We start from the raw sequence: 20,264 nt of genomic DNA on the forward strand, positions 1-20,264 counted from the left end.
TCGGCCCATAGGAGGGTCTTCATGACCGACACGATCCTGCGGATGAGCGGCATAACCAAGACGTTCCCGGGCGTCAAGGCGCTGCAGGACGTCGACATCGAGGTGAGCAGAGGCGAGATCCACGCCATCTGCGGGGAGAACGGGGCCGGAAAGTCGACCCTGATGAAGGTGCTGTCGGGCGTCTACCCGCACGGCACCTACGAGGGCGACATCGAGTTCGAGGGTCAGCCCTGCAACTTCTCCGGTATCCGCGACAGCGAGCACCGGGGCATCGTCATCATCCACCAGGAGTTGGCGCTCGCCTCGAACCTCTCGATCGCGGAGAACATCTTTCTCGGCAACGAGCGCAGCAAGCGCGGCTGGATCAACTGGAACGAGACGAACGCGGCGGCCGACGAGCTGCTGCGCCGGGTCGGTCTGCAGGAGAAGGCTGTCACGCCGGTGGTCGAGCTCGGCGTCGGCAAGCAGCAGCTGGTGGAGATCGCCAAGGCGCTCTCCAAGGATGTGAAGCTGCTCATCCTCGACGAGCCGACGGCCGCGCTCAACGACGACGACTCGGCGCACCTGCTCAACCTGCTCCGAGGCCTGCGTGACGAGGGCATCACCTGCGTCATCATCTCGCACAAGCTGAACGAGGTGATGGGAATCTCCGATCGCGTCACCATTCTGCGTGACGGCAAGACCATCTGGACCAACGAGATCGAGAACCTCACCGAGGACAAGATCATCTCCGGCATGGTGGGCCGGGACCTCGAGCACCGGTACCCGGAGCACGAGCCGACCATCGGCGAGGAGGCGCTCCGGATCGAGGACTGGACGGTCTACAGCCCCACCCAGCCCGACCGGGCGTTGGTCCGCAAGGCGAACCTGACGCTGCGCCGCGGCGAGATCGTCGGGCTGGCCGGGCTGATGGGTGCCGGCCGCACCGAGCTCGCGATGAGCGTCTTCGGCCGCTCGTACGGGGTCAACATCTCCGGCCGCCTGATCAAGGACGGCAAGGAGATCCAGGTGCGGTCCGTGCGCGAGGCGATCGACCACGGCATCGCCTACGCCACCGAGGACCGCAAGCGGTACGGCCTGAACCTCATCGAGGACATCAAGCGCAACATCTCCGCGGCCGCGCTGCCCAAGCTGGCCAAGGGCGGCTGGGTGGACGGCAACGAGGAGTTCAAGGTCGCCAACGAGTTCCGCGCCAGCATGAACATCAAGGCGCCGGACGTCGGGGCGGTTGTCGGCAAGCTCTCCGGCGGCAACCAGCAGAAGGTCGTACTGTCCAAGTGGATCTTCACGGATCCGGACGTGCTGATCCTCGACGAGCCGACGCGGGGTATCGACGTCGGCGCGAAGTACGAGATCTACACGATCATCAACCGGCTCGCCGACGAGGGGAAGGCCGTCCTGGTCATCTCCTCGGAACTCCCGGAACTGCTCGGGATCTGCGACCGTATCTACACCCTCTCGGCCGGCCGGATCACCGGTGAGGTGCCACGCGCCGAAGCCACTCAGGAGAGCCTGATGACTCTCATGACGAAGGAAGAACAGGAGGTGGCGCCGTGACCGTCGCACCCACGAATGCCGATCTGTCACTCGACAAGGGACCGGCCGGTGCCCAGAACAAGGTGACGCGCAAGGTCAACTTCGACATCAAGTCGAGTGGCATCTACATCGCGCTGGCCCTGCTCGTGGTGGGTTTCACCGTGGCGACCGGTGGCGACCTGCTCGCGCCGCAGAACCTCAGCAACATCATCGTGCAGTACTCGTACATCCTGGTGCTCGCGATCGGCATGGTGCTGATCATCATCGCCGGCCACATCGACCTGTCGGTCGGCTCGGTCGTCGCCGCGACCGGCGCGTTCGCGGCCGTCATGATGGTCGACTGGCACCTGGCCTGGCCCCTCGCGGTGATCATCACGCTGATCTTCGGCGCGGTCATCGGCGCCTGGCAGGGTTACTGGGTTGCCTACTTCGGCATCCCCGCGTTCATCGTCACGCTGGCCGGCATGCTGCTGTTCCGGGCGATCACCTACATGATCCTCGGTAACAAGGGCATCGGCCCGTTCCCGGACGAGATCCGCACCCTGGCCAACGGCTTCACCCCCGGTTTCATGGGCAACATCGGACTCGGCGCCCTCGGCGGCGCGGACCTGTTCAGCATCATCGTCGGTGTCGTCGTCGTGGTCGCCATGGTCTTCACGCAGTGGCGGGCCCGGGCCGGCCGCGTGCGCTACAACCAGGCCGTCGACCCGATGTGGCTGTTCGTCCTCAAGGTCGCCGCCCCGGCCGCGCTGGTCATCTTCCTGGTCGTGCAGCTCGCCCGGTTCCGCAACCTGCCGTGGGTGCTCGTCCTGCTCGCCGTCCTGGTCGTGGGTTACACCTTCGTCACCAACCGGGCGGTCTTCGGCCGCCAGATCTACGCGGTCGGTGGCAACCTGCAGGCCGCGACGCTCTCCGGCGTCAAGGTCAAGTCGGTCGTGTTCTGGCTGTTCGTCAACATGGGCGTGCTGTCGGCCGTCGCCGGCGTCATCTTCGCCGGCCGGCTGAACCTGGCCGGCCCGACCGCCGGTAACAGCTTCGAGCTGGACGCCATCGCGGCCGCCTTCATCGGTGGCGCCGCGGTCCAGGGCGGTGTCGGCAAGGTCGTCGGCGCGATCACCGGTGGCCTCATCATGGGTGTCATCAACAACGGCGCCGGCCTGCTCGGCTGGGAGACCGAGAAGGTCATGCTGGCCAAGGGCGCCGTGCTCCTGGCCGCGGTCGCCTTCGACGTGTGGAGCAAGCGCCGCACCGCGGGCGCGAAGTAAGGTCGGATCACGGGGCCGCCACGTCGAGTGGCGGCCCCGTTTTCTTGTTCACCGGGCCGTGGCCAGGCCGAACCGGGTCGGCCTGACGCCCGGGAAGACGCCGCTCAGATCCCCGAAACCGCAGCGCTTCTGCAGCAACTCGCCGATCACCGAGCGGTAGTCGCTGGTCGCGGCCAGATCCCCGGCCACCAGGGCACCGGGAGAGAGGCCGGGCCAGTTCGCGTAGACCCGGCCGCCGCGGATCCCGCCGCCGAGCAGCAGCATCGCGTTGCCGTGCCCGTGGTCGGTGCCGTGCGACCCGTTCTCCTGGACCCGGCGGCCGAACTCACTGATCGTCAGCACGGTCACGTTGCGCATCGCGTCGCCCAGATCGGTCGCGAACGCGGCCAGCGCGGACGCCAGCTCGGCCAGGTTGTCGTACATCCGCTGGCCCTCGACGGCGGCGCCGAGCCCCTCGTGCAGGTCCCAGTCGCCGCAGTCCACCGCGGCCGTGACCAGACCGGCCCGGGCCTTGATGAGCCGCGCGACGTCCCGCAGGGCGGCACCCAGCTCGGTCTCGGGATAGGTGGCCCCGGCCACGTACGCCGCCTCCTTGACCGTGCCCACCGCCGAGAGTGCCCGATCGGCGGACCGCGCCGGAGCGGCCAGCGCCGCCGGCGCGTCCGCGTACATCGCCCGCAGCGCCGCCGCGATCGGCCGCCTCCCGTCGCCGGCCAGGGTGAACCCGTCGATCCCGGCCATCGACACGTCGTCGGCCGGGCCGGCCAGGATCCGCGCCGGCATCGCGTGCCCCAGCGCCACCCCGGCCAGCGGCGCGCTCGCCCCGGTCAGGCCGAGCATCCGATCCAGCCAGCCGGTGCGGACCGACGTGCCGGGCGCGGCGTTCTCCAGGGTCTCCATGGCCGCGAAGTGCGACCGCGTCGGATTCGGCTGCCCGACGGCGTGCACGGCGGCCAGCTTCCCGGACCGCCAGAACGGAAGAAGCGGTGCGAGCGCCGGATGCAGCCCGAAAGTCCCGTCCCCGGCCAGAATTCTTTCCTTGGGTACGGCGATGGCCGGGCGCGACGAGTAATACGCCGGATCGCCGACCGGGGCGATCGCCGACAGCCCGTCGAAGCCGCCGTGCAACGAGACCACGACGAGCGTGTCCCCGGAGTAGGCCTTCCTCTCGGCCGCGAACGCCATCCGGGTACTCAGCATCGACCCGCCCAGCCCGGCGAGCGCGCCGCCCAGCAGCGTCCGGCGGGAGGGGCCGCGGCAGGTTTCGGTTTCTTCCATGATCACCTCAGCTGGAAGGAGGGCGCGTCGAGGACGAGCGCGATCAGGTACGGGGCGTGCCCGGTGAGCTGCCTGTCGACAGGAGAGTTCGGCTGCTTGTCCGCGACACTGAGCACGGCCGCGGTGTGCGCGGCCGGCAGCGGGGCGCCGATCAGCCGGATCGCCAGGGCGTCGACCAGGCCGCCGTACGTCCCCGGCAGCACCGGCACCAGCGAACCCAGCAGGTCGGCCGGGCGGGTCAGCTGCTTCGGATACCAGCCGGTGGCCAGGTTCAGGTGCAGGTTGCAGCGCATCAGGAACGCCGACGGGGACGCCCAGACCGCGGCGACGTCCGGGAAGCCGTTCGGCGGGGCCCAGCGGAACGGGGCGTTGCCGGCCTGGACCAGGGCGTCGTGCAGGGCGTCCAGGCCCTTCACGCCGGAGCGGTCCGGGCCCAGGCCCAACGTCCGTACCGTCGCAATGAGGTCTTCGAAGGGAGTGCGGATCTTCTGGTGGACCGAGGCGGCGAACTCGGCCGACGTGAAGAGCGCCCGCAGGACCGGGACGATCGCGGTGTCGTTGTCCAGGTAGACCTGGGCCAGACGGGTGATCAGGGATGCCGGGGGCTCGTCGGCGACAAAACGGACACACAGCTTGCGGGCGATGGTCCGGGCGGTCGCCGGGTGCTTGGCCAGGTGATCGACGAACGCCATAGCCGCCGACTCGCCGTCCGGGCGGTCGTTGGCGTGCCGGAAACCGAGGATGTCGACCCGGCCGGTGGCGTGCCGCGAGGCGTCGTACGCGTAATTGCCCGACCGTCCGACGGTCAGGCCGGTCAGCAGCCGGGCCGCGTCCTGCACGTCCGACTCGTCGTAGACCAGGCCGACCGTGTGCAGCTCCATCAGCTCACGGGCGTAGTTCTCGTTCGGATGGGCCTTGGTCGACGACCGCTGATCCAGGTAGGTGAGCATGGCCGGGTGCCGGGCCGAGTCGCGGAGCATGTCGGCGAAACGACCGAACGTGTGCTTACGGATCACCTGGGCGTCGTAGTCGCCCCGGCTGTCCCAGACCCCGCTCGACGGCACGGCGACGTGCAGGTGGTTGGCCCAGAACGCGGCCACCGTCTCGAACAGCTGACGCTCGCTCCAGGCGGCCCGGGCGATCGTGGCCTTGGCCAGCTGGCGGAAACCCTCGTACGAGTGCTTCGCGAGCTGGGCCCGGACCGTCGCCGGGGTGGCGTTGGCCAGCGGAAGACGCCGGAGCAGGCCGTCACACGCGGCGTCGTCGATCCGGGCCGGGGCGAGCTGGCGGTCCAGCCAGGCGGCCGGGCCGAGACGGCGGGCCTCGGCCAGCGAACGCGGGGTGGCGCCGAACGTGGCGCGGCGCAGCAGATGCGCGATCGGGTCGCCCGGCGCGACCCGGGGCGTCGCCGCGGCCGGCGCCTCCACGATCAACCCGGCGGTCACGGCGGCGGCGGTTCCGGCGATGAGAGTACGTCGGGTGAGCGTCATGCACTCTGCTTCGACCCCTCCGGCCGAGGCGATCGCCGCAGCAACCATGACTAACCCGCCCGCAATCCGCGTGCACCCGTGACCGGACACCGGTGACGGACGTAGGCTTCGGATCGTGGATCAGGCTGAAGCGGTACGTACCCCGTCGTCCTGGGTCGTGGTCGGTCTCGACAATGGCGGGACCTGCAACAACGCCACCGTGCTGGACGCCACGGGGCAGTTCCTGGTGAACAACCTGGTGGAGAACCCGTCCCGGGTCCTCGACGGGCCCGAATCGGCCGTCGAGTCACTGGCCGACGCGTTCGCCAACATCCTGGAACTGACCAGCACACCGCTGTCCCTGGTCCGCGCGGTCGGCCTGGACACCCCCGGCCCGGCCAGCGCCGGCGGCGTCATCTCGTCCAAAGGCGCGACCAACTTCAACCAGGTCTCCTGGCACGGCTTCGACATCCGCGGGGCGCTCGAAGCCCGGCTCGGCCTGCCGGTGATCTACAACAACGACGCCAACGCGGCCGCGCTCTACGCCCACCACCGGCACTTCGGCGCCGCCGCACTGGAGATGTCCTCGGTCGCGGCGATCGTCGGCACCGGACTCGGCGGGGGAGTCGTCGAGAACGGTCGCGTCGTCAAAGGCACCGCCGGGATGGCGGGCGAACTCGGACACGTGCAGATCCCGCTGCACGGCGTCCTCGAGGACGATCAGCCCGTCCCCATGTGCAACTGCGGCTTCGCCGGCGACGTCGAATCCATCGCGTCGCTCACCGGGATCAAGAACAACCTGCTGCCGTACTGGATGAAGCGTTTCCCCGACCACCCACTCGCCTCGGAACCGGTCGCCAAGGCGGCCAAACTGCTGCGAGGGTACGGGGAGAAGGAGGACCCGCTGGCCATCGCGGTCTTCGGGCAGCAGGCGCGGGCCATCGGCAAACTGTTCACGATCGCGGCCAACTTCACCGACCCGGCGGCGTACTTCCTCGGCGGCGGTGTGGTCGAGGCCGCGCCGCACTTCCGGCAGTGGTTCCTCAACACGGTCCGCGAATCGACCGACCTGCGGGACGAACAGGCCAAGGCGGCGACGTTCGCCCTGGTCGCGGACCTGGACATGGCCGGCGCCCGCGGCGCGGCGGTCGCCGCCCTCGACGCCGTCTCCGCCACCCCCCGCTGACCCACCCGCCACCCCAGCTCACCCCACGAGCCAGCCCCCACCACCAGCTCGCGTCAGCCAGCTGGCGTTGAGGGCTGTATCCGGCCTGCGAAGCAGCCCTGAGCACCAGCTCGCTCGGGTCGGCTGGCGCTGGGGGCTGTGTGCGGGGCTGCGAAGCAGCCGTGAGTGCCAGCTCGCTCGGGTCGGCTGGCGTTGAGGGCTGTGTCCGGGCCTGCGAAGCAGCCCTGAGCACCAGCTCGCTCGGGCGAGCTGGCGTTGAGGGCTGTGTCCGGGCCCGCGAAGCAGCCCTGAGCACCAGCTCGCTCGGGCGAGCTGGCCCTGAGGGCTGTGTGCGGGGCTGCGAAGCAGCCGTCAGCACCAGCCGAGACCCGGACCCGCGCTGCCGGCCGGACCGAAACGCACCTCGCGTACCCGCCCGCGAGCCCCGCCGGCCACGCCAGGCCCGGCCGCGACGCACGGCTCCGGCTGGTGCTCAGGGCTGCTTTTCGGGCCTGCAACGACCGTGAGCGCCAGCTGAGGGCGGGACCGCGGCGCTGGATCGGGCGGCGCGGGGGCTCGGCGGGGGCCATGATCGACTGCTACTACCGACCCCACCCGCCACTGGGGGGGCTGACCCACGAGCAGTATGACGGGATCGGGCGTGGAGGCGTTCGGGGGCTGTGGACAACCCCCTGGTGTGGATAACGCGGATCGGTGCTGGGCTGGGTGGACGGGGGTGAGCTCAGCCAGCCGACCACGTCGCCCTGGAGGGGTTCGCGTTCTGGGCGCGCCAGCGCCCTGCGAAGCCCGGAAGGGTCCCCGCGGGAGCGACGGTCTGTACCCCGGCGGAGATAGGCAATGAAAGGTTTTCAGACCGGGACCACCCGCTCGGTCCGCAGCGCGTCGATGATCTCGTGTTCGACGCGGGCGGATTCGTCGTGGGGGACCTGGCAGGTGCCGGCGGCGATGTGGCCGCCGCCGCCGTAGCGGAGCATGACCTCGCCGATGTCGACCGGGGAGGTGCGGTCGAGAATCGATTTGCCGCAGGCGAAGACCGTGTTCAGTTTCTGGCGGCCCCAGATGATGTGGACCGAGACGCGGGCCTCGGGGTAGAGGGCGTAGACCATGAAGCGGTTGCCGGCCTCGATGACGTCCTCGTCGCGCAGGTCGACGATGATGACGTCGCCTTCGAGGTGGCTGACGCGGCGCAGTTGTTCGACGAAGCGGGCCGAGCAGTCGTGGAAGAGCTGGGCGCGTTCGGCGACGTCGGGCAGGGCGAGGATGTCGTGGACGTCGGTGTGGATGATGCAGGCGTCGATGAGCTGCATCATCAGCTGGTAGTTGGAGATCCTGAAGTTGCGGAAACGGCCGAGGCCGGTGCGGCTGTCCATCAGGAAGTTGAGCAGCGTCCAGCCGGTGGGGCTGAGGATGTCGGTGAGCGAGTAGTCGGCCGAGTCGGCCTGGTCGACGGCGAACATCAGGTCGTCGGCGACCTTCGGGAAGCGGGCTTTGCCGCCGAAGTGGTCGTATATCACCCGCGCGGCCGACGGTGCGTCGGCGTCGATGACGTGGTTGCTGCGATCGCCCTCGTTGCGCAGGGTCTCCGAGTGGTGATGGTCGTAGACCTGGTAGGCGCGGGCGTCGTACGGCAGGTTGGTGAGAATGTCCCGGTCGGTGATGTCGACGACGCCGTCCTGCACGTCCTTGGGGTGCACGAACATGATGTCGTCGATCATGTCGAGGTGCCGCAGGAGTACGGCGCAGACCAGGCCGTCGAAGTCGCTGCGGGTCACGAGCCGGTACTTCACGGGGTCCCCCTCGGTTGCCAGACCTTTGCGCCCATTTTGCCACTTTTATCGGTTAGGTCTTTGTCGCATCGAGAGAAGCGGTCGCATTGTGCTCGGCGGCACACGTAGTGATGAACCATGGAGGGGGGCCGCTGCGTAAGGTTCAAACGGACGGTAACAACCCGGTCGGAGGACACGGACAAAGATGGACCAACCTCAGCTCATCCAGGAGCGCAGCGCGCCGCCGGCCACTTTGGTGATCTTCGGCGCCTCCGGTGACCTCACCCGTCGCAAGCTGCTGCCGGCGGTCGAGAGCCTGGCCCGGCACAACCGGCTCCCCGACCAGTTCGCCCTGGTCGGCGTCGCCCGCACCCCGATGTCGGACGACCAGTTCGCGGACAGCGCACTCGGCGGCCGCAGCCTCAGCGAGAAGCGACAGCTCGCCGGCGGCGTCCGCTACGTCTCGGGCGGCTACGACGACCCGGACACCTACAAGCGTCTGGCCGAGACGCTCGACGAGCTGGACGCGCAGCGCGGCACGGCCGGTAACCGGCTGTTCTACCTGTCGACGCCGGCCAACGCGTTCGAGCCGGTCATCTGCGGCCTGGCCGACGCCGGGCTGAACCAGGCCCGCGAGGGCTCGTTCTCCCGCCTGGTGATCGAGAAGCCGTACGGGCGGGACCTGGCCACCGCTCGCGAGCTCGACGGCGTCGTGCACGCCGCGTTCGACGAGTCCAGCGTCTTCCGCATCGACCACTACCTGGGCAAGGACACGGTTCAGAACGTTCTGGCCCTGCGCTTCGCCAATTCGATCTTCCAGCCCATCTGGGACCGCTCGTGGGTCGACCACGTGCAGATCACGGTCGCCGAGACGCTCGGCGTCGGCACCCGCGGCGGGTTCTACGAGTCGGCCGGCGCGATGCGCGACATCGTGCAGAACCACGTTCTCCAGGTCCTCGCGCTCGCGCTGATGGAGCCGCCGGCCTCGTTCGAGTCCGAGGGGCTGCGCAACGAGAAGGTGAAGCTGCTCCAGGCGATCCGGCTCCCCACCGACCGCGACATCGCCGACGCCGCCGTCCGGGGTCAGTACACGCGCGGTGGCACCCGCGAGGAGCTGATGGCCGGGTACCGGGAGGAGGTCGGCGTCGACCCGCTGTCGCGCACCGAGACGTACGCGGCGCTGCGCCTCAACGTCGACAACTGGCGCTGGGCGGGCGTGCCGTTCTACGTGCGCACCGGCAAGCGGCTGCCGGCCCGGGTGACCGAAGTCGCGCTGCAGTTCCAGCGGCCCCCGCACCTGCCGATCCCGACCAGCCAGCTCACCGAGCTCGACGCCGACGCCCTGGTCCTGCGCATCCAGCCGAACGAGGGCATCTCGCTGCGCTTCGGCGCGAAGGTGCCCGGCCACTCGTTCCGGGTGCGGACGGCCAGCATGGACTTCTCCTACGACCAGACGTTCGTCGAGGAGTCCCCGGAGGCGTATGAGCGACTGCTCCTCGACGCGCTCGTCGGCGACGCGTCCCTGTTCATCCGCAGTGACGAGGTCGAGCAGTCGTGGCGGGTCGTCGACCCGATCATCGAGCACTGGACGAACGACCGGTCGCCGATCCCGACGTACGAGGCGGCCTCCTGGGGCCCGTCCGACGCCGACCGGCTGATCGGACGCAACGGCCGGAAGTGGCGCAACTCGATCTGAGTGAACTGCGGTGGTGGGCGGGCTCGCATAGGGTTACTTCAACGAGTCCGCCCCCCGACCCGAAGGTTCACAGCACAATGCAGGTATCGGTCGCGCACCATCCACCCAACACGGCCGTCCTCGTCCTGCGCGGTTCCCTCGACATCGACACCGCGCCCGCGCTCAAGGCCAACCTCGGCCGCCTGGTCGAACGCCCCGCGCCCCGCGTCGTCGTCGACGTCGCCGGCCTCGATTTCTGCGACTCCATGGGTGTCGGCGTGCTGGTCACCGCCCACGGCCGCGCCATGGAACGCGGCGGCTGGGTCCGCCTGGCGGCCCCCTCGGGTTTCCTGCGGCGCCTCTTCGACACGCTGGGCCTCAGCGACTATCTCCCGATGTTCGCCGATGTCGCGACGGCCATAAAAGACGATTAAACCCCCGATTCGGTACGTCCAAAGCAGTCCCGCCCCCACCCTCCGCCCCACACAAGCGCGTGGTCATTTGCGGCGCCCGCGCCGCGTCAGTCCCGGCTCGGGTTCGGCGGCGTAGCGTCCAGTTGGTGCTGAGGGCTGTTTTCGGCCTGCCGGACGACCGTGAGTGCCAGCCGGGACCGTGAGTCGCGGGCGGGCCGGTGCGGGCAGCTCGGCTGGTGCTGAGGGCTGTTTTTCGCCCGCGGGACGACCGTGAGTGCCAGCCGGGACCGTGAGTCGCGGGCGGGCCGGTGCGTGCAGCTCGGCTGGCGCTGAGGGCTGGAATGGGGCTCGAAAACAGCCGTGAATGCCAGCCGGCCGGCCGGGCGCATACAGACGGGTGGGGAGTCGACGACTCCCCACCCGTCCGCCGTGCGGATCACGGGCCTTGCCCGGGGCCCCACCCGCCTGTCGTGATCGGCGCCCCACGCGCCTCACACGACTGCCTCACGCCCACCCGCGTGAGGTTTCCCGCTGCAAGGACCCTGCCCTGCGTGGGAGTCTTGGTTCAGCCCTTGAGGCTCCAGCGGCCGGCGGCCACGGGCTCCTTCTCGGGGTCGGTCTCCGCGGTCGCGGTGGTCTCGTCCTCGGGGGCCGGGGATTCGTCCGGTTCCTCGGTGGCGCGGTGCCGGTTGCGCAGGACCATCCAGCCGGCGCCGGCCAGGGCCAGGGCGGCGATGACCCAACCGGCGATGCTGAACACCGATCCGCCGCGGGAGTCGTCCCGGGCCTCGGCGACGGCCTGCTGGAAGAGCGCGTCCTCGTCGGTGGCGGTGTCCGTGCCGGTCCCGGTGCCGTGGGCGGCGTGTTCGGCCGCGGCGGCGGTTCCGTCCGGGTCCGGGGTGAGGGCCAGGGTCGCGGTCATCGCGGGGGCTTCCTTGCCGTCCGGGTATTTTCCGGTCAGCGTGAACTTCAGCGAGCTGAGCGTGGGGAGCGGGCCCAGCGCGACGCTGAGGTCGGCCGCGGCGCCCGGCTGGATGGCCTTGCCGGGCATGGCGATCCAGGTGATCGACTTCGGCGCCTCGGTGACCGGGGTGCCGCCGTGGATCGTCTTCAGCGGCTCGGTGAGCTTCTGGTAGTCGATCTTCGGGGCCCAGTCGTCGACCGAGAGCGGGTACACCTCGGCGATCGGGCTGTCGGCCGGAATCTGCAGGGTGACCTGCGACAACGGCTGGGCGCCGTCGTTGACGACGTGGTAGGTCAGGTTCTGCCCACTGCCCTGCGGCACGCTGGCCGGGTTGACGGTGACATCGGCGAACGCCGGGCCGGCCGTCACGCCGAGCACCCCGGCGGCCGTCACGAGAGTGAGCGCTGTTCCCAAATACCTCACGGGAATTAGTTCGGATCACGCGCCCCGATGGTTCAACCCGTCCCAGAAAGTTTTCCAGTTCTTTTCGAGGGGCGAGGGGTGGAGGCGCGGGCGGCCCTGCTGATCGGGGGTGGCCGGCCGTGCCGGATGATGTGCCGATGCGTGACGTGCCGATCGACGGCGACATGATCCGGCTGGGACAGTTCCTGAAGCTGGCCGACCTCATCGAGACCGGGGGCGAGGGCAAGGTCCTGATCGCCTCGGGCGACGTCACCGTGAACGGTGAGGTCGACACGCGGCGGGGCCGGCAGCTGCACCCCGGCGATGTGGTCGCGGTGCTCGGCCGGGCGGCCCGGGTCGTACCGTAAGCGGATCTTGATCTTGATCTTGATCTTCTGAACAAGATCCATCCTTTCGGCGGGTTTCTGGCGGTGGCGCGGAACCGGCGGGCGGGGCGTCTCGTCGAACCGGTATGACCCGAACCCGCGGATTTCTGACCGCCGCCGCCATCCCCCTGATCATGCTGGCCGGGTGTGCCCGCCCGGGCGAGGCCGGATCGGCCGCCGAGCCGGTCACCGAGAGCGCGTCCGCCCCCGCGGCCGATCCCACCGTGCTGGTCCGGATCGGTCAGGAGGGCGGCTTCGTCCCCACCAACTTCGCCTACGGCCGGCTGCCGGACATCACCGTCTACGCCGACGGCCGGGTGATCAGCAACGGTCCGGTGACGATGATCTATCCCGGTCCGGCGCTGCCCAACCTGCTCATCTCGAAGATCACGCCGGCGCGGGCCCAGCAGTGGGCCGCCGACGCCGTCGCGGCGGGCGTGCGGACCGGCGCCGACCTCGGCATGCCCGGCGTCGCCGACATCCCGGACACGGTGATCACCGCCACCTCCGGTGGCACGACCCGGACGGTACGGGTGACCGCCCTGCACCAGGCGCAGCCCAACGACCCGAACCTGACCGCCGCGCAGCAGGCCGCCCGTAAGAAGCTGGCCGCCTACGCCGACGCGCTCACCGGTTTCGCCGCCGAGACCGGTTCCCCGGCGCCGGACGCCTACCGTCCCGCGAGCCTGGCCGCGCTGGTCGAGGAGTACGTGGCCGGCGACGTCAAGCAGCCGGAGAAGGCCTGGCCCGGCCCCGCTCTCCCGGGCGCCGAGCTCAGCCCGGGCACCAACCTGCACTGCGTCGCGCTCTCCGGCGCCGAGAAGGACACGGTCTGGGCCGCCGCCGAGAAGGCGAACCAGCTCACCCCGTGGACCTCGGGCGGCAAACAGTGGAAGGTCACCTTCCGGCCGCTGCTGCCCGACGAGACCGAGGGTTGCGCGTCCCTGAAGGGGGCCCGGTGATCCCGATCGACGAACCGTGGCCACCGTCACCTCAACCCGAGCCCGGCGACGAGCCCCCGATGTGCGTTTGATTCACGTTCGTACTAGCGTCGAGCTACGTGAGTGGAACGGGGATCGAGGCAGCGCAGATCTCGCTGGCGCTGCTGTTGTTCGCCGTGCTGGCCCTCGGCGGGATGGCCGTTTTCGCCGGCCGTCGCGCGCCCGCTCCTCCGGCGCCCGAGGTGGCGCCGGAGGTCGTGGAGCTGGAGAGCGGCGCGGGTGAGGTGTGGGCGGCGGCCCAGCGAGCGGTGGAGGCGGCCGACGCGGCGCGTGAGCGGGTGACCGAGGCGAGCGACGTGCGCGACGAGGCCGAGGAGCGTTATCAGCAGGCCCGCTGGGATGCGTGGACCGGCCCGAAGGACGAGTCGCGCACGCTCGTGGAACGGGCGGCCCTGGAGGCGTACCGGCGCGGGGACCTCTCGGTCGACCAGCTGAACCGGATCTGGCAGCACACGCGGCCCGACGAGGCCGAGGTCGAGCAGATGGACCAGGAGATCGCCCAGGCCAAGCTTCAGTACGAGCAAGCCCTGGTCCGCGGCGTCGAGGAGCGGCGCGCGGCGCACGTGGCCGAGGTGGCCGCCGAGGTGCTGGCCGAGGAGGCCCGGATCGCCGAGGACGAGGCGCTGGCCGCGCGCCTGGAGGCCGAGGCGGCCGAGGGACTGTCCGGGTTGTTGCAGAGCGAGGGGCCCGGGAGTGACCCCGGGCCCGCGCCACATCAGTGAACCTCGACCAGATCCACGACGAAGATCAGGGTCTCGTGCGGCTTGATCACGCCACCGGCACCGGCCGCACCGTAACCCAGGTGCGGCGGGATGGTGAGCTTGCGACGGCCGCCCACCTTCATGCCGGCCACGCCCTGGTCCCAGCCGGCGATGACCTGCTGGCCACCGACGCGGAAACCGAGCGCCTCGCCCCGGTTGTAGGAGGCGTCGAACTCCTTGCCCGTGGACTGGGCCACACCCACGTAGTGGACGCTGACGTACTCGCCGGGCTTGGCCTCCGGGCCGGTGCCCTCGACGATGTCCTCGATCACGAGATCGGCGGGCGCTTCGTCGGGGATGTGACCGACGTCGGGCTTGTTCATGGATCCTCCCGATTGGTGTTACCGGACCTGGTCATGCAATCACAGCCGGTCAGTGGCTGAACGAGCGGTGCCGGATCTCCGTATCCACGGGTGACCGGGAGCGTCCCGGTCGTGTGACCCGCTGGGGGATTCCCGTGTCCGTCCGCCGCCTATGCGCCGCCGCTCTGCTCACCGCGGCCGCCACAGTAGCCGTACCGGCCGCGCCCGCCTCGGCGCACGGCGCGCCGATCACGCCGATCAGTCGTTCGGCGGCGTGTGCCGGCAACGGCACCAAGACCTCCACGGCGGCGTGCAAGGCGGCCAAGGCGGCCACCAACGGGTTCATCGGCGCGTTCGACAACCTGCGGATCGCCAACGTGAACGGCGACGACCGGAACGTCGTGCCCGACGGGAAGCTCTGCAGCGGCGGTCTCGACAACTACAAGGGACTCGACCTGCCGCGCGACGACTTCCCGTCCACGACCGTCAAATCCGGACAAAAACTTCCCATTGTGTACGAGGGCACGATCCCGCACAAAGGCCAGTTCCGCATCTTCATCAGCAAGCCCACGTACGACTCGTCGAAGCGGCTGACCTGGGACGACCTCGGGTCCAAGCCGATCGGCACGTTCACCGACCCGCCGCTGACCGGCGGTTCCTACCGGATGTCGGTGACGCTGCCGCAGCGGACCGGGCGGCAGATGCTGTACGTGGTGTGGGAGACGTCGAGCACGCCGGACACCTACTACTCCTGCTCGGATCTCGTCTTCCCGGCCGCGCCCGTGGCCTCGTCGGCGCCGGCCGTCACCAAGAAGGCCGCTCCGGCGACGTCGAGCGTCCCGGTCGCCACGAAGAGCACGGCAGCCGCGCCGGTCGCCGAGGCCACCACCGGGGCGCCGGAGGAGACGACCGCCGCCGCCGTGCTCGCCGCGGCCACCTCGCCCGAGGAGAAGTCATCGATCACGGTGGGTCACTGGCTGATCGGCGGAGCGCTCATCGGGGGTGTGATCGCCCTTCTGGCCGCGCTCATCGGCCGTCGTCGTCGTTCCGGGCTCTGAGCTGCGGATAACGCCCCGATAGCGGGCCCCTGGGAAGTACCTGGAAAAAAGTTTTGAACTCCTAGATCTCGATCCACGTAATCACGGGCGTCGGCAATGAGGGTTGTTCAGGGCCTCCCTTGACCGGCGGAATGCCGCAGCAAAGCAGCAGGATCCCCACCGCCCTGAACAACGCTCATTTGCAACGCCCGTCCGGCCCCCAACAGACGAAAGGCCCAGCATGAGTCGTAGTCGCTACCGTTCCCAGGCGTTCCCGCGGTTCAACCGCCGGCGTTTGCTGGCGCTCACCGCCGCCGGCGTCGGGGTATCGGCCGTCTCCGTCGCCGGGCTGAGCCTCGCCGGTGAGAACGAGACCACGTCGTCCTCCGACAATTCCCCGCTGGTCATTTCCGTGCGCGACGCCAAGAAGGGCACGATCGACGTCTTCTCCGGCGGATCGAAGAAGACCGTGACCGACAAGAAACTCGTTGCCCAGCTGCTCAAGGCCGCTCGCTGACCCGGAGGAACGTAAAACAATGTCTTCTCACCGCGAAGCCCCGGAAATCAGCAAGGACCCGGTTGCCGACAGTTCCGACCTGTACGCGTTCGTCAGCCCCGACGATCCGGACACGGTCACGATCATCGCGAACTACGTTCCCCTGCAGATCCCGGCGAGCGGCCCGAACTTCTTCGAGTTCGGCGACGACGTGCTCTACGAAATCCACATCGACGCGAACGGTGACGCCCGCCCGGACATCACCTATCAGTTCCGCTTCGTGACCGAACTGCGCAACGACCGCACGTTCCTCTACAACACCGGCCAGATCGAATCGCTGGACAGCGAGAACTGGAACCGGCGGCAGTTCTTCTCGGTGACCAAGGTCGACAGCCACGGCAAGCAGACCGTGCTGGCCAAGAAGCTGCCGTGCCCGCCCTGCAACGTCGGCAAGATCTCCATCCCCGACTACGAGGGTCTGGCCGCCGACGCGGTGCACAAGCTGAAGAGCCGCGAGACGGTCTTCGCCGGGCAGCGCGCCGACGCGTTCTTCGTCGACCTGGGCTCGATCTTCGACCTGGGCACGCTGCGCCCGTTCCAGAACAAGCACCTGGTCGGCCAGAAGCTGTTCAACTACGCCGGCAAGGCGGTCAACGCGACCGACCAGACCAACGTGCACAGCATCGCCATCAAGATCCCGCTGGACATGGTCCGGCGCGACGGCAAGAAGCGGGTCAAGGCCGACGACGCGGCCGCCGTGATCGGCGTCTGGACCTCGGCCAGCCGCCGCCAGGTGCAGGTGCGCAACGGCGACGACAAGAACGCCGACGTGTACGTGGGCCCGCAGGTCCAGGTCTCCCGGCTCGGCAACCCGCTGTTCAACGAGGTCATCGTCCCGATGGCCCAGAAGGACAAGTGGAACAGCCTGCCGCCGAGCGAGGACAAGCGGTTCGCCGAGTTCGTCGCCACCCCGGAGCTCGGCGGCCTGCTGCCGGTGCTCTACCCGGGCCTGTTCGACAACCTGGCCGCGCAGAACAAGCTCAAGAAGGACCGGGCCGACCTGCTGGCGATCCTGCTCACCGGCATCCCGTCCGGCCTGATCGACGGCTTCCAGAACAACACCGGCAAGGTGCAGGCCGACGTGCTGCGGCTGAACACGGCGATCCCGCCGACGGCCAAGCCGAACGCGTTCGGTGTGGTCGGCGGTGACATCCAGGGCTTCCCGAACGGCCGCCGGATCGCCGACGACGTGGTCTCCATCTCGCTGCGCGCGATCGCCGGCGTCACCCTGCCGCTGGTCGACAAGGCGTTCAAGCCGGACGCCGCCGCGGCCCTCGTCGAGCAGGGCCTGAGCATCAAGGACGTCAGCTCGGGTCTGCTCAAGAAGTTCCCCTACCTGGGTACTCCCTTCGACGGATTCTCGGTGCCCTCATGAGCCACGCGCACGACCACGGTCACCCCCATCACCACCACACCCTGGCCCCCTCCGGGCAGGGCACGGTGATGCTCAACATCGGCGGCGGGATCGGCGCGCTGATCATCGACACCTCGGCCCGGTTCCACGGGCACGAGATCGAGATCAGCCCGGCCGACGCCCGTGATCAGCGGCAGCACGCCGCGGTCCGGGCCCGGTACGTGCGGGGCGGCGTCACCTACTGCGTCGTCATCGACGGTCTGGCCGAGGGGCGGTACGCGATCTGGGCCGACGGCCCGGAGCCGCTGACCGAGGTGGACGTCCGCGGTGGCGCGGTCGCCCAGTACACCTGGCCGGAGAACGCCGTACCCGGAAGGACGCTGCTCACGGTCTAGGGTGGAACGATGGCGGGTCTCCCGGTCGATGTCCCGGTTCACGTCGCACTGCGCACCACCGACGTGGAGGAGGCCCGCGCGTTCTGCCGCAAGCTCTACTACGCCCCGCTGCGGATCGAACCGGTCGGTGACCCCGGCCGGTTCGACTTCAGTGCCGACGTGGTCGAGCTCGGGCCGATCACGGTCGGCGAGGTCGGGTACGGCACCGACATAAGGGTCTCCATCGGCGGCCTGGAGACGGCGTACCACGTGCTGGTGCCGTTGACCGGGGTGCTGCGCTCCCGGCACCGCGGCACCATGGTGCTGGCCGACCCGACCCGGGCCGCCGTCTTCCGGCCCACCGGGGACATCGAACTGGAGTGGCCCGGCACGTGCCGGCTGCTCAGCGTGAAGATCGAACGTGGCGCCCTCGAACGTGAGCTGGACGCCGCCCTGGACCAGCGTGTCGTCTCCCCGCTGCTGCTCGGCGCCAGTTTCGACCTGGTCGACGGCCCCGGGCGTACCTGGGTGGCCCTGGTCCGCCTGCTCCTGGCCGAACTCCGCGGGGCCGAGGGTCTGGCCAGCCAGCCCCGGATGGCCGCCCGCTGGCGGGACATGGTGGTCAGCGGGCTGGCGTTGACGGTCGAGCATCCGTACGGGGAGGAACCGGCCGGTCTGCAGGGGCCGTACCGTCCGCGGACCCTGAAACGGGCGCTCGACGCGATGCACGCCGAGCCGTGGCGGCCGTACACGGCCGGTGATCTGGCCGGGATCGCCGGGGTCGGCGTCCGGGTCCTGCAGGACGCGTTCCGCCAGCACGTCGGCATGTCCCCGATGACGTACCTGCGGCGGTTGCGCCTCGACGGCGTGCACACCGAGCTGGCCCGTTCCGACCCGGGCACCGCCAGTGTCAGCGAGGTCGCCTACCGGTGGGGGTTCACCCACCTGGGCCGTTTCGCCGGTGCCTACCGGGCCCGCTTCGGCGTCTCCCCGTCGGCCACCCTGCGCGACCGCTCCTGACCACCCGCCACCCCCGGCCCACCCGAGCCCCCGTCGCGCGTCCGGAACTCGGCTGGTCACCAGGGGTGGGTCAACGCCCGGTCGGCCGGCGGCTTCGGGTGGTGAAGCCCGGGGTGCCTCGTGGATGGTGAGGCACCCCGCCCGGACCGGCCGGCGGCGCGGTGTCGGCCCGGAGCGGAGCGGCGTCGCGGACTGCGGGGACGGGACTTCTCCCGTCCCGTACTTATATATGGTTTAAAGCTCGACCTTCTGGCCCTTGCCGATGACGACCACGCCGTTGTCGCTGACCGTGTAGAGCTTGCGGTCGCGATCCAGGTCGACGCCGATCTGGGCGCCCTCCGGGATCGTCACGTTCTTGTCGATGATCGCGTTGCGGATGACCGCGCGGCGGCCGACCGAGACGCCCTCCATCAGGACCGCGCCGTCGACGTGGGCCCAGGAGTTGACGCGGACGTTGGGGGAGATGACCGAGCGCTCGACCAGCGCGCCGGAGACGACGACGCCGGGGGAGATCATCGAGTCGATGGCGCGGCCCTGGCGGTCGTCGTAGCCGTGGACGAACTTGGCCGGCGGCCACGAACCGTAGTTGGTGAAGATCGGCCACTCGTGGTTGTACAGGTTGAAGATCGGCAGGGTGGCGATCAGGTCCATGTGGGCCTCGTAGAACGAGTCGAGCGTGCCCACGTCACGCCAGTAGCCGAGGTCGCGCTCGGTGCTGCCGGGCACGTCGTTGTCGCGGAAGTCGTAGACGTTGGCCTCGCCGCGCTCGACCAGCATCGGGATGATGTTGCCGCCCATGTCGTGCTTGCTGTCCGGGTTCAGCGCGTCGAGCGAGACCGCCTCGCACAGGGCCCGGGTGGTGAAGACGTAGTTGCCCATCGAGGCGTAGACCTCGTCGGGGGAGTCGGGCAGGCCGACGGCATCGCGTGGCTTCTCCCGGAACGCCTTGATCCGCTTGCCGTCCTGGTCGACGTCGATCACGCCGAACTGGTCGGCCAGCGACAGCGGCTGCCGGATGCCGGCCACGGTGACCGAGGCGCCCGAGGCGATGTGGTCGTTGACCATCTGCTTCGGGTCCATGCGGTAGATGTGGTCGGCGCCGAAGACGATCACGTAGTCCGGCGACTCGTCGTTGATCAGGTTGAGGCTCTGGTAGATCGCGTCGGCCGAGCCGGCGAACCAGCGCGGGCCGAGCCGCTGCTGGGCCGGCACGGGGGTGACGTAGTTGCCGAGCAGGGTCGACATCCGCCACGTCTTGGAGATGTGCCGGTCGAGCGAGTGCGACTTGTACTGCGTCAGCACGACGATCTTGAGATAGCCGGCGTTGGCGAGGTTGGAGAGGACGAAATCGATCATCCGGTAGATGCCGCCGAACGGCACTCCGGGCTTTGCTCGGTCCGCAGTCAGGGGCATCAGGCGCTTGCCTTCTCCACCGGCCAGAACGATCGCAAGCACCTTGACAGCCATGGGAAGGACGCTAATATCCGGGCCGCTCGTTCGCCACCCAAAGTGTGGCGAA

The 20,264-nt window shown here is 69.5% G+C and carries 19 protein-coding genes; 13 read left to right on the plus strand and 6 right to left on the minus strand.

Annotated elements, in window-relative coordinates; all coding sequences use genetic code 11:
- The first annotated feature begins 21 nt into the window (after positions 1 to 21).
- Both mmsA and mmsB read left to right on the plus strand, forming a co-directional pair.
- Positions 22 to 1,557, plus strand: coding sequence for a multiple monosaccharide ABC transporter ATP-binding protein (mmsA, locus tag ACSHV8_RS06750; RefSeq protein ID WP_436530453.1), 1,536 nt, complete (start codon positions 22 to 24; stop codon positions 1,555 to 1,557).
- The gene (mmsB, locus tag ACSHV8_RS06755; RefSeq protein WP_436530455.1) at positions 1,554 to 2,801 is read left to right on the plus strand and encodes a multiple monosaccharide ABC transporter permease; all 1,248 of its coding nucleotides are present in this window, start codon (positions 1,554 to 1,556) and stop codon (positions 2,799 to 2,801) included. The genes mmsA and mmsB overlap by 4 nt, the downstream gene beginning before the upstream one ends.
- A 48-nt stretch (positions 2,802 to 2,849) precedes the next feature.
- Here mmsB and ACSHV8_RS06760 read toward each other — a convergent pair whose 3' ends face one another.
- Together ACSHV8_RS06760 and ACSHV8_RS06765 are read right to left on the minus strand one after the other, a co-directional pair.
- Positions 2,850 to 4,079: a DUF1501 domain-containing protein gene (locus ACSHV8_RS06760; protein ID WP_436530457.1), complete on the minus strand. Its 1,230-nt coding sequence runs from the start codon at positions 4,077 to 4,079 to the stop codon at positions 2,850 to 2,852.
- Between the two features lie 2 nt (positions 4,080 to 4,081).
- Complete coding sequence (locus ACSHV8_RS06765) at positions 4,082 to 5,569, minus strand: DUF1800 domain-containing protein (protein WP_436530459.1); 1,488 nt, start codon at positions 5,567 to 5,569, stop codon at positions 4,082 to 4,084.
- 115 nt (positions 5,570 to 5,684) lie between these two features.
- Here ACSHV8_RS06765 and ACSHV8_RS06770 point away from each other — a divergent pair, with 115 nt between their 5' ends.
- Positions 5,685 to 6,734 (plus strand): ROK family protein, encoded by a 1,050-nt coding sequence (locus ACSHV8_RS06770; protein WP_436530461.1) that lies wholly within the window; start codon positions 5,685 to 5,687, stop codon positions 6,732 to 6,734.
- Positions 6,735 to 7,582: 848 nt separating this feature from the next.
- On the opposite strand, the gene ACSHV8_RS06775 is transcribed toward ACSHV8_RS06770, so the two are convergent.
- Positions 7,583 to 8,521, minus strand: a complete 939-nt coding sequence (locus ACSHV8_RS06775) for an exopolyphosphatase (protein WP_436530463.1) — start codon at positions 8,519 to 8,521, stop codon at positions 7,583 to 7,585.
- A gap of 184 nt (positions 8,522 to 8,705) precedes the next feature.
- Between ACSHV8_RS06775 and zwf the strand changes: the two genes are divergently transcribed.
- Positions 8,706 to 10,196 (plus strand): glucose-6-phosphate dehydrogenase, encoded by a 1,491-nt coding sequence (zwf, locus tag ACSHV8_RS06780; RefSeq protein WP_436530465.1) that lies wholly within the window; start codon positions 8,706 to 8,708, stop codon positions 10,194 to 10,196.
- A 77-nt stretch (positions 10,197 to 10,273) separates the two neighbouring features.
- Positions 10,274 to 10,609, plus strand: coding sequence for an STAS domain-containing protein (locus ACSHV8_RS06785; protein WP_436530466.1), 336 nt, complete (start codon positions 10,274 to 10,276; stop codon positions 10,607 to 10,609).
- A 544-nt stretch (positions 10,610 to 11,153) separates the two neighbouring features.
- Here ACSHV8_RS06785 and ACSHV8_RS06790 read toward each other — a convergent pair.
- Positions 11,154 to 11,966 (minus strand): DUF1775 domain-containing protein, encoded by an 813-nt coding sequence (locus ACSHV8_RS06790; RefSeq protein WP_436530468.1) that lies wholly within the window; start codon positions 11,964 to 11,966, stop codon positions 11,154 to 11,156.
- A 146-nt stretch (positions 11,967 to 12,112) separates the two neighbouring features.
- Between ACSHV8_RS06790 and ACSHV8_RS06795 the strand changes: the two genes are divergently transcribed.
- From ACSHV8_RS06795 to ACSHV8_RS06805, 3 genes are all read left to right on the plus strand, one after another.
- Entirely contained in the window at positions 12,113 to 12,322 is a 210-nt protein-coding gene (locus ACSHV8_RS06795; protein WP_436530470.1) for an RNA-binding S4 domain-containing protein, read from the plus strand.
- A gap of 104 nt (positions 12,323 to 12,426) precedes the next feature.
- Positions 12,427 to 13,302 carry a hypothetical protein gene (locus ACSHV8_RS06800; RefSeq protein ID WP_436530472.1) on the plus strand — a complete coding sequence of 292 codons (876 nt, stop codon included), beginning with the start codon at positions 12,427 to 12,429 and terminating at the stop codon, positions 13,300 to 13,302.
- A 98-nt stretch (positions 13,303 to 13,400) separates the two neighbouring features.
- Entirely contained in the window at positions 13,401 to 14,063 is a 663-nt protein-coding gene (locus ACSHV8_RS06805) for a hypothetical protein (RefSeq protein ID WP_436530474.1), read from the plus strand.
- Here the strand turns inward: ACSHV8_RS06805 and ACSHV8_RS06810 are convergent.
- Complete coding sequence (locus ACSHV8_RS06810) at positions 14,057 to 14,425, minus strand: FKBP-type peptidyl-prolyl cis-trans isomerase (protein WP_436530476.1); 369 nt, start codon at positions 14,423 to 14,425, stop codon at positions 14,057 to 14,059. The two genes, ACSHV8_RS06805 and ACSHV8_RS06810, sit on opposite strands and share 7 nt — an antisense overlap.
- A 134-nt stretch (positions 14,426 to 14,559) precedes the next feature.
- Between ACSHV8_RS06810 and ACSHV8_RS06815 the strand changes: the two genes are divergently transcribed.
- The 5 genes from ACSHV8_RS06815 (at position 14,560) to ACSHV8_RS06835 (ending at position 18,745) form a co-directional block, all read left to right on the plus strand.
- A complete protein-coding gene (locus tag ACSHV8_RS06815; protein WP_436530478.1) occupies positions 14,560 to 15,462 on the plus strand; it encodes a lytic polysaccharide monooxygenase in 903 nt (300 codons plus the stop codon).
- A gap of 220 nt (positions 15,463 to 15,682) precedes the next feature.
- Positions 15,683 to 15,958 (plus strand): hypothetical protein, encoded by a 276-nt coding sequence (locus ACSHV8_RS06820; RefSeq protein WP_436530480.1) that lies wholly within the window; start codon positions 15,683 to 15,685, stop codon positions 15,956 to 15,958.
- A 19-nt stretch (positions 15,959 to 15,977) separates the two neighbouring features.
- Entirely contained in the window at positions 15,978 to 17,372 is a 1,395-nt protein-coding gene (locus ACSHV8_RS06825; RefSeq protein WP_436530482.1) for a DUF4331 domain-containing protein, read from the plus strand.
- Positions 17,369 to 17,746 (plus strand): phospholipase, encoded by a 378-nt coding sequence (locus tag ACSHV8_RS06830; RefSeq protein ID WP_436530484.1) that lies wholly within the window; start codon positions 17,369 to 17,371, stop codon positions 17,744 to 17,746. Before ACSHV8_RS06825 ends, ACSHV8_RS06830 begins: the two co-directional genes overlap by 4 nt.
- Before the next feature lie 9 nt (positions 17,747 to 17,755).
- Entirely contained in the window at positions 17,756 to 18,745 is a 990-nt protein-coding gene (locus ACSHV8_RS06835; protein ID WP_436530486.1) for an AraC family transcriptional regulator, read from the plus strand.
- 234 nt (positions 18,746 to 18,979) lie between these two features.
- On the opposite strand, the gene glgC is transcribed toward ACSHV8_RS06835, so the two are convergent.
- Positions 18,980 to 20,212 carry a glucose-1-phosphate adenylyltransferase gene (gene glgC / locus ACSHV8_RS06840; RefSeq protein ID WP_436530488.1) on the minus strand — a complete coding sequence of 411 codons (1,233 nt, stop codon included), beginning with the start codon at positions 20,210 to 20,212 and terminating at the stop codon, positions 18,980 to 18,982.
- Between the last annotated feature and the right edge of the window lie 52 nt (positions 20,213 to 20,264).

The organism is Actinoplanes sp. HUAS TT8, assembly GCF_051380535.1.
GTDB lineage: Bacteria > Actinomycetota > Actinomycetes > Mycobacteriales > Micromonosporaceae > Actinoplanes.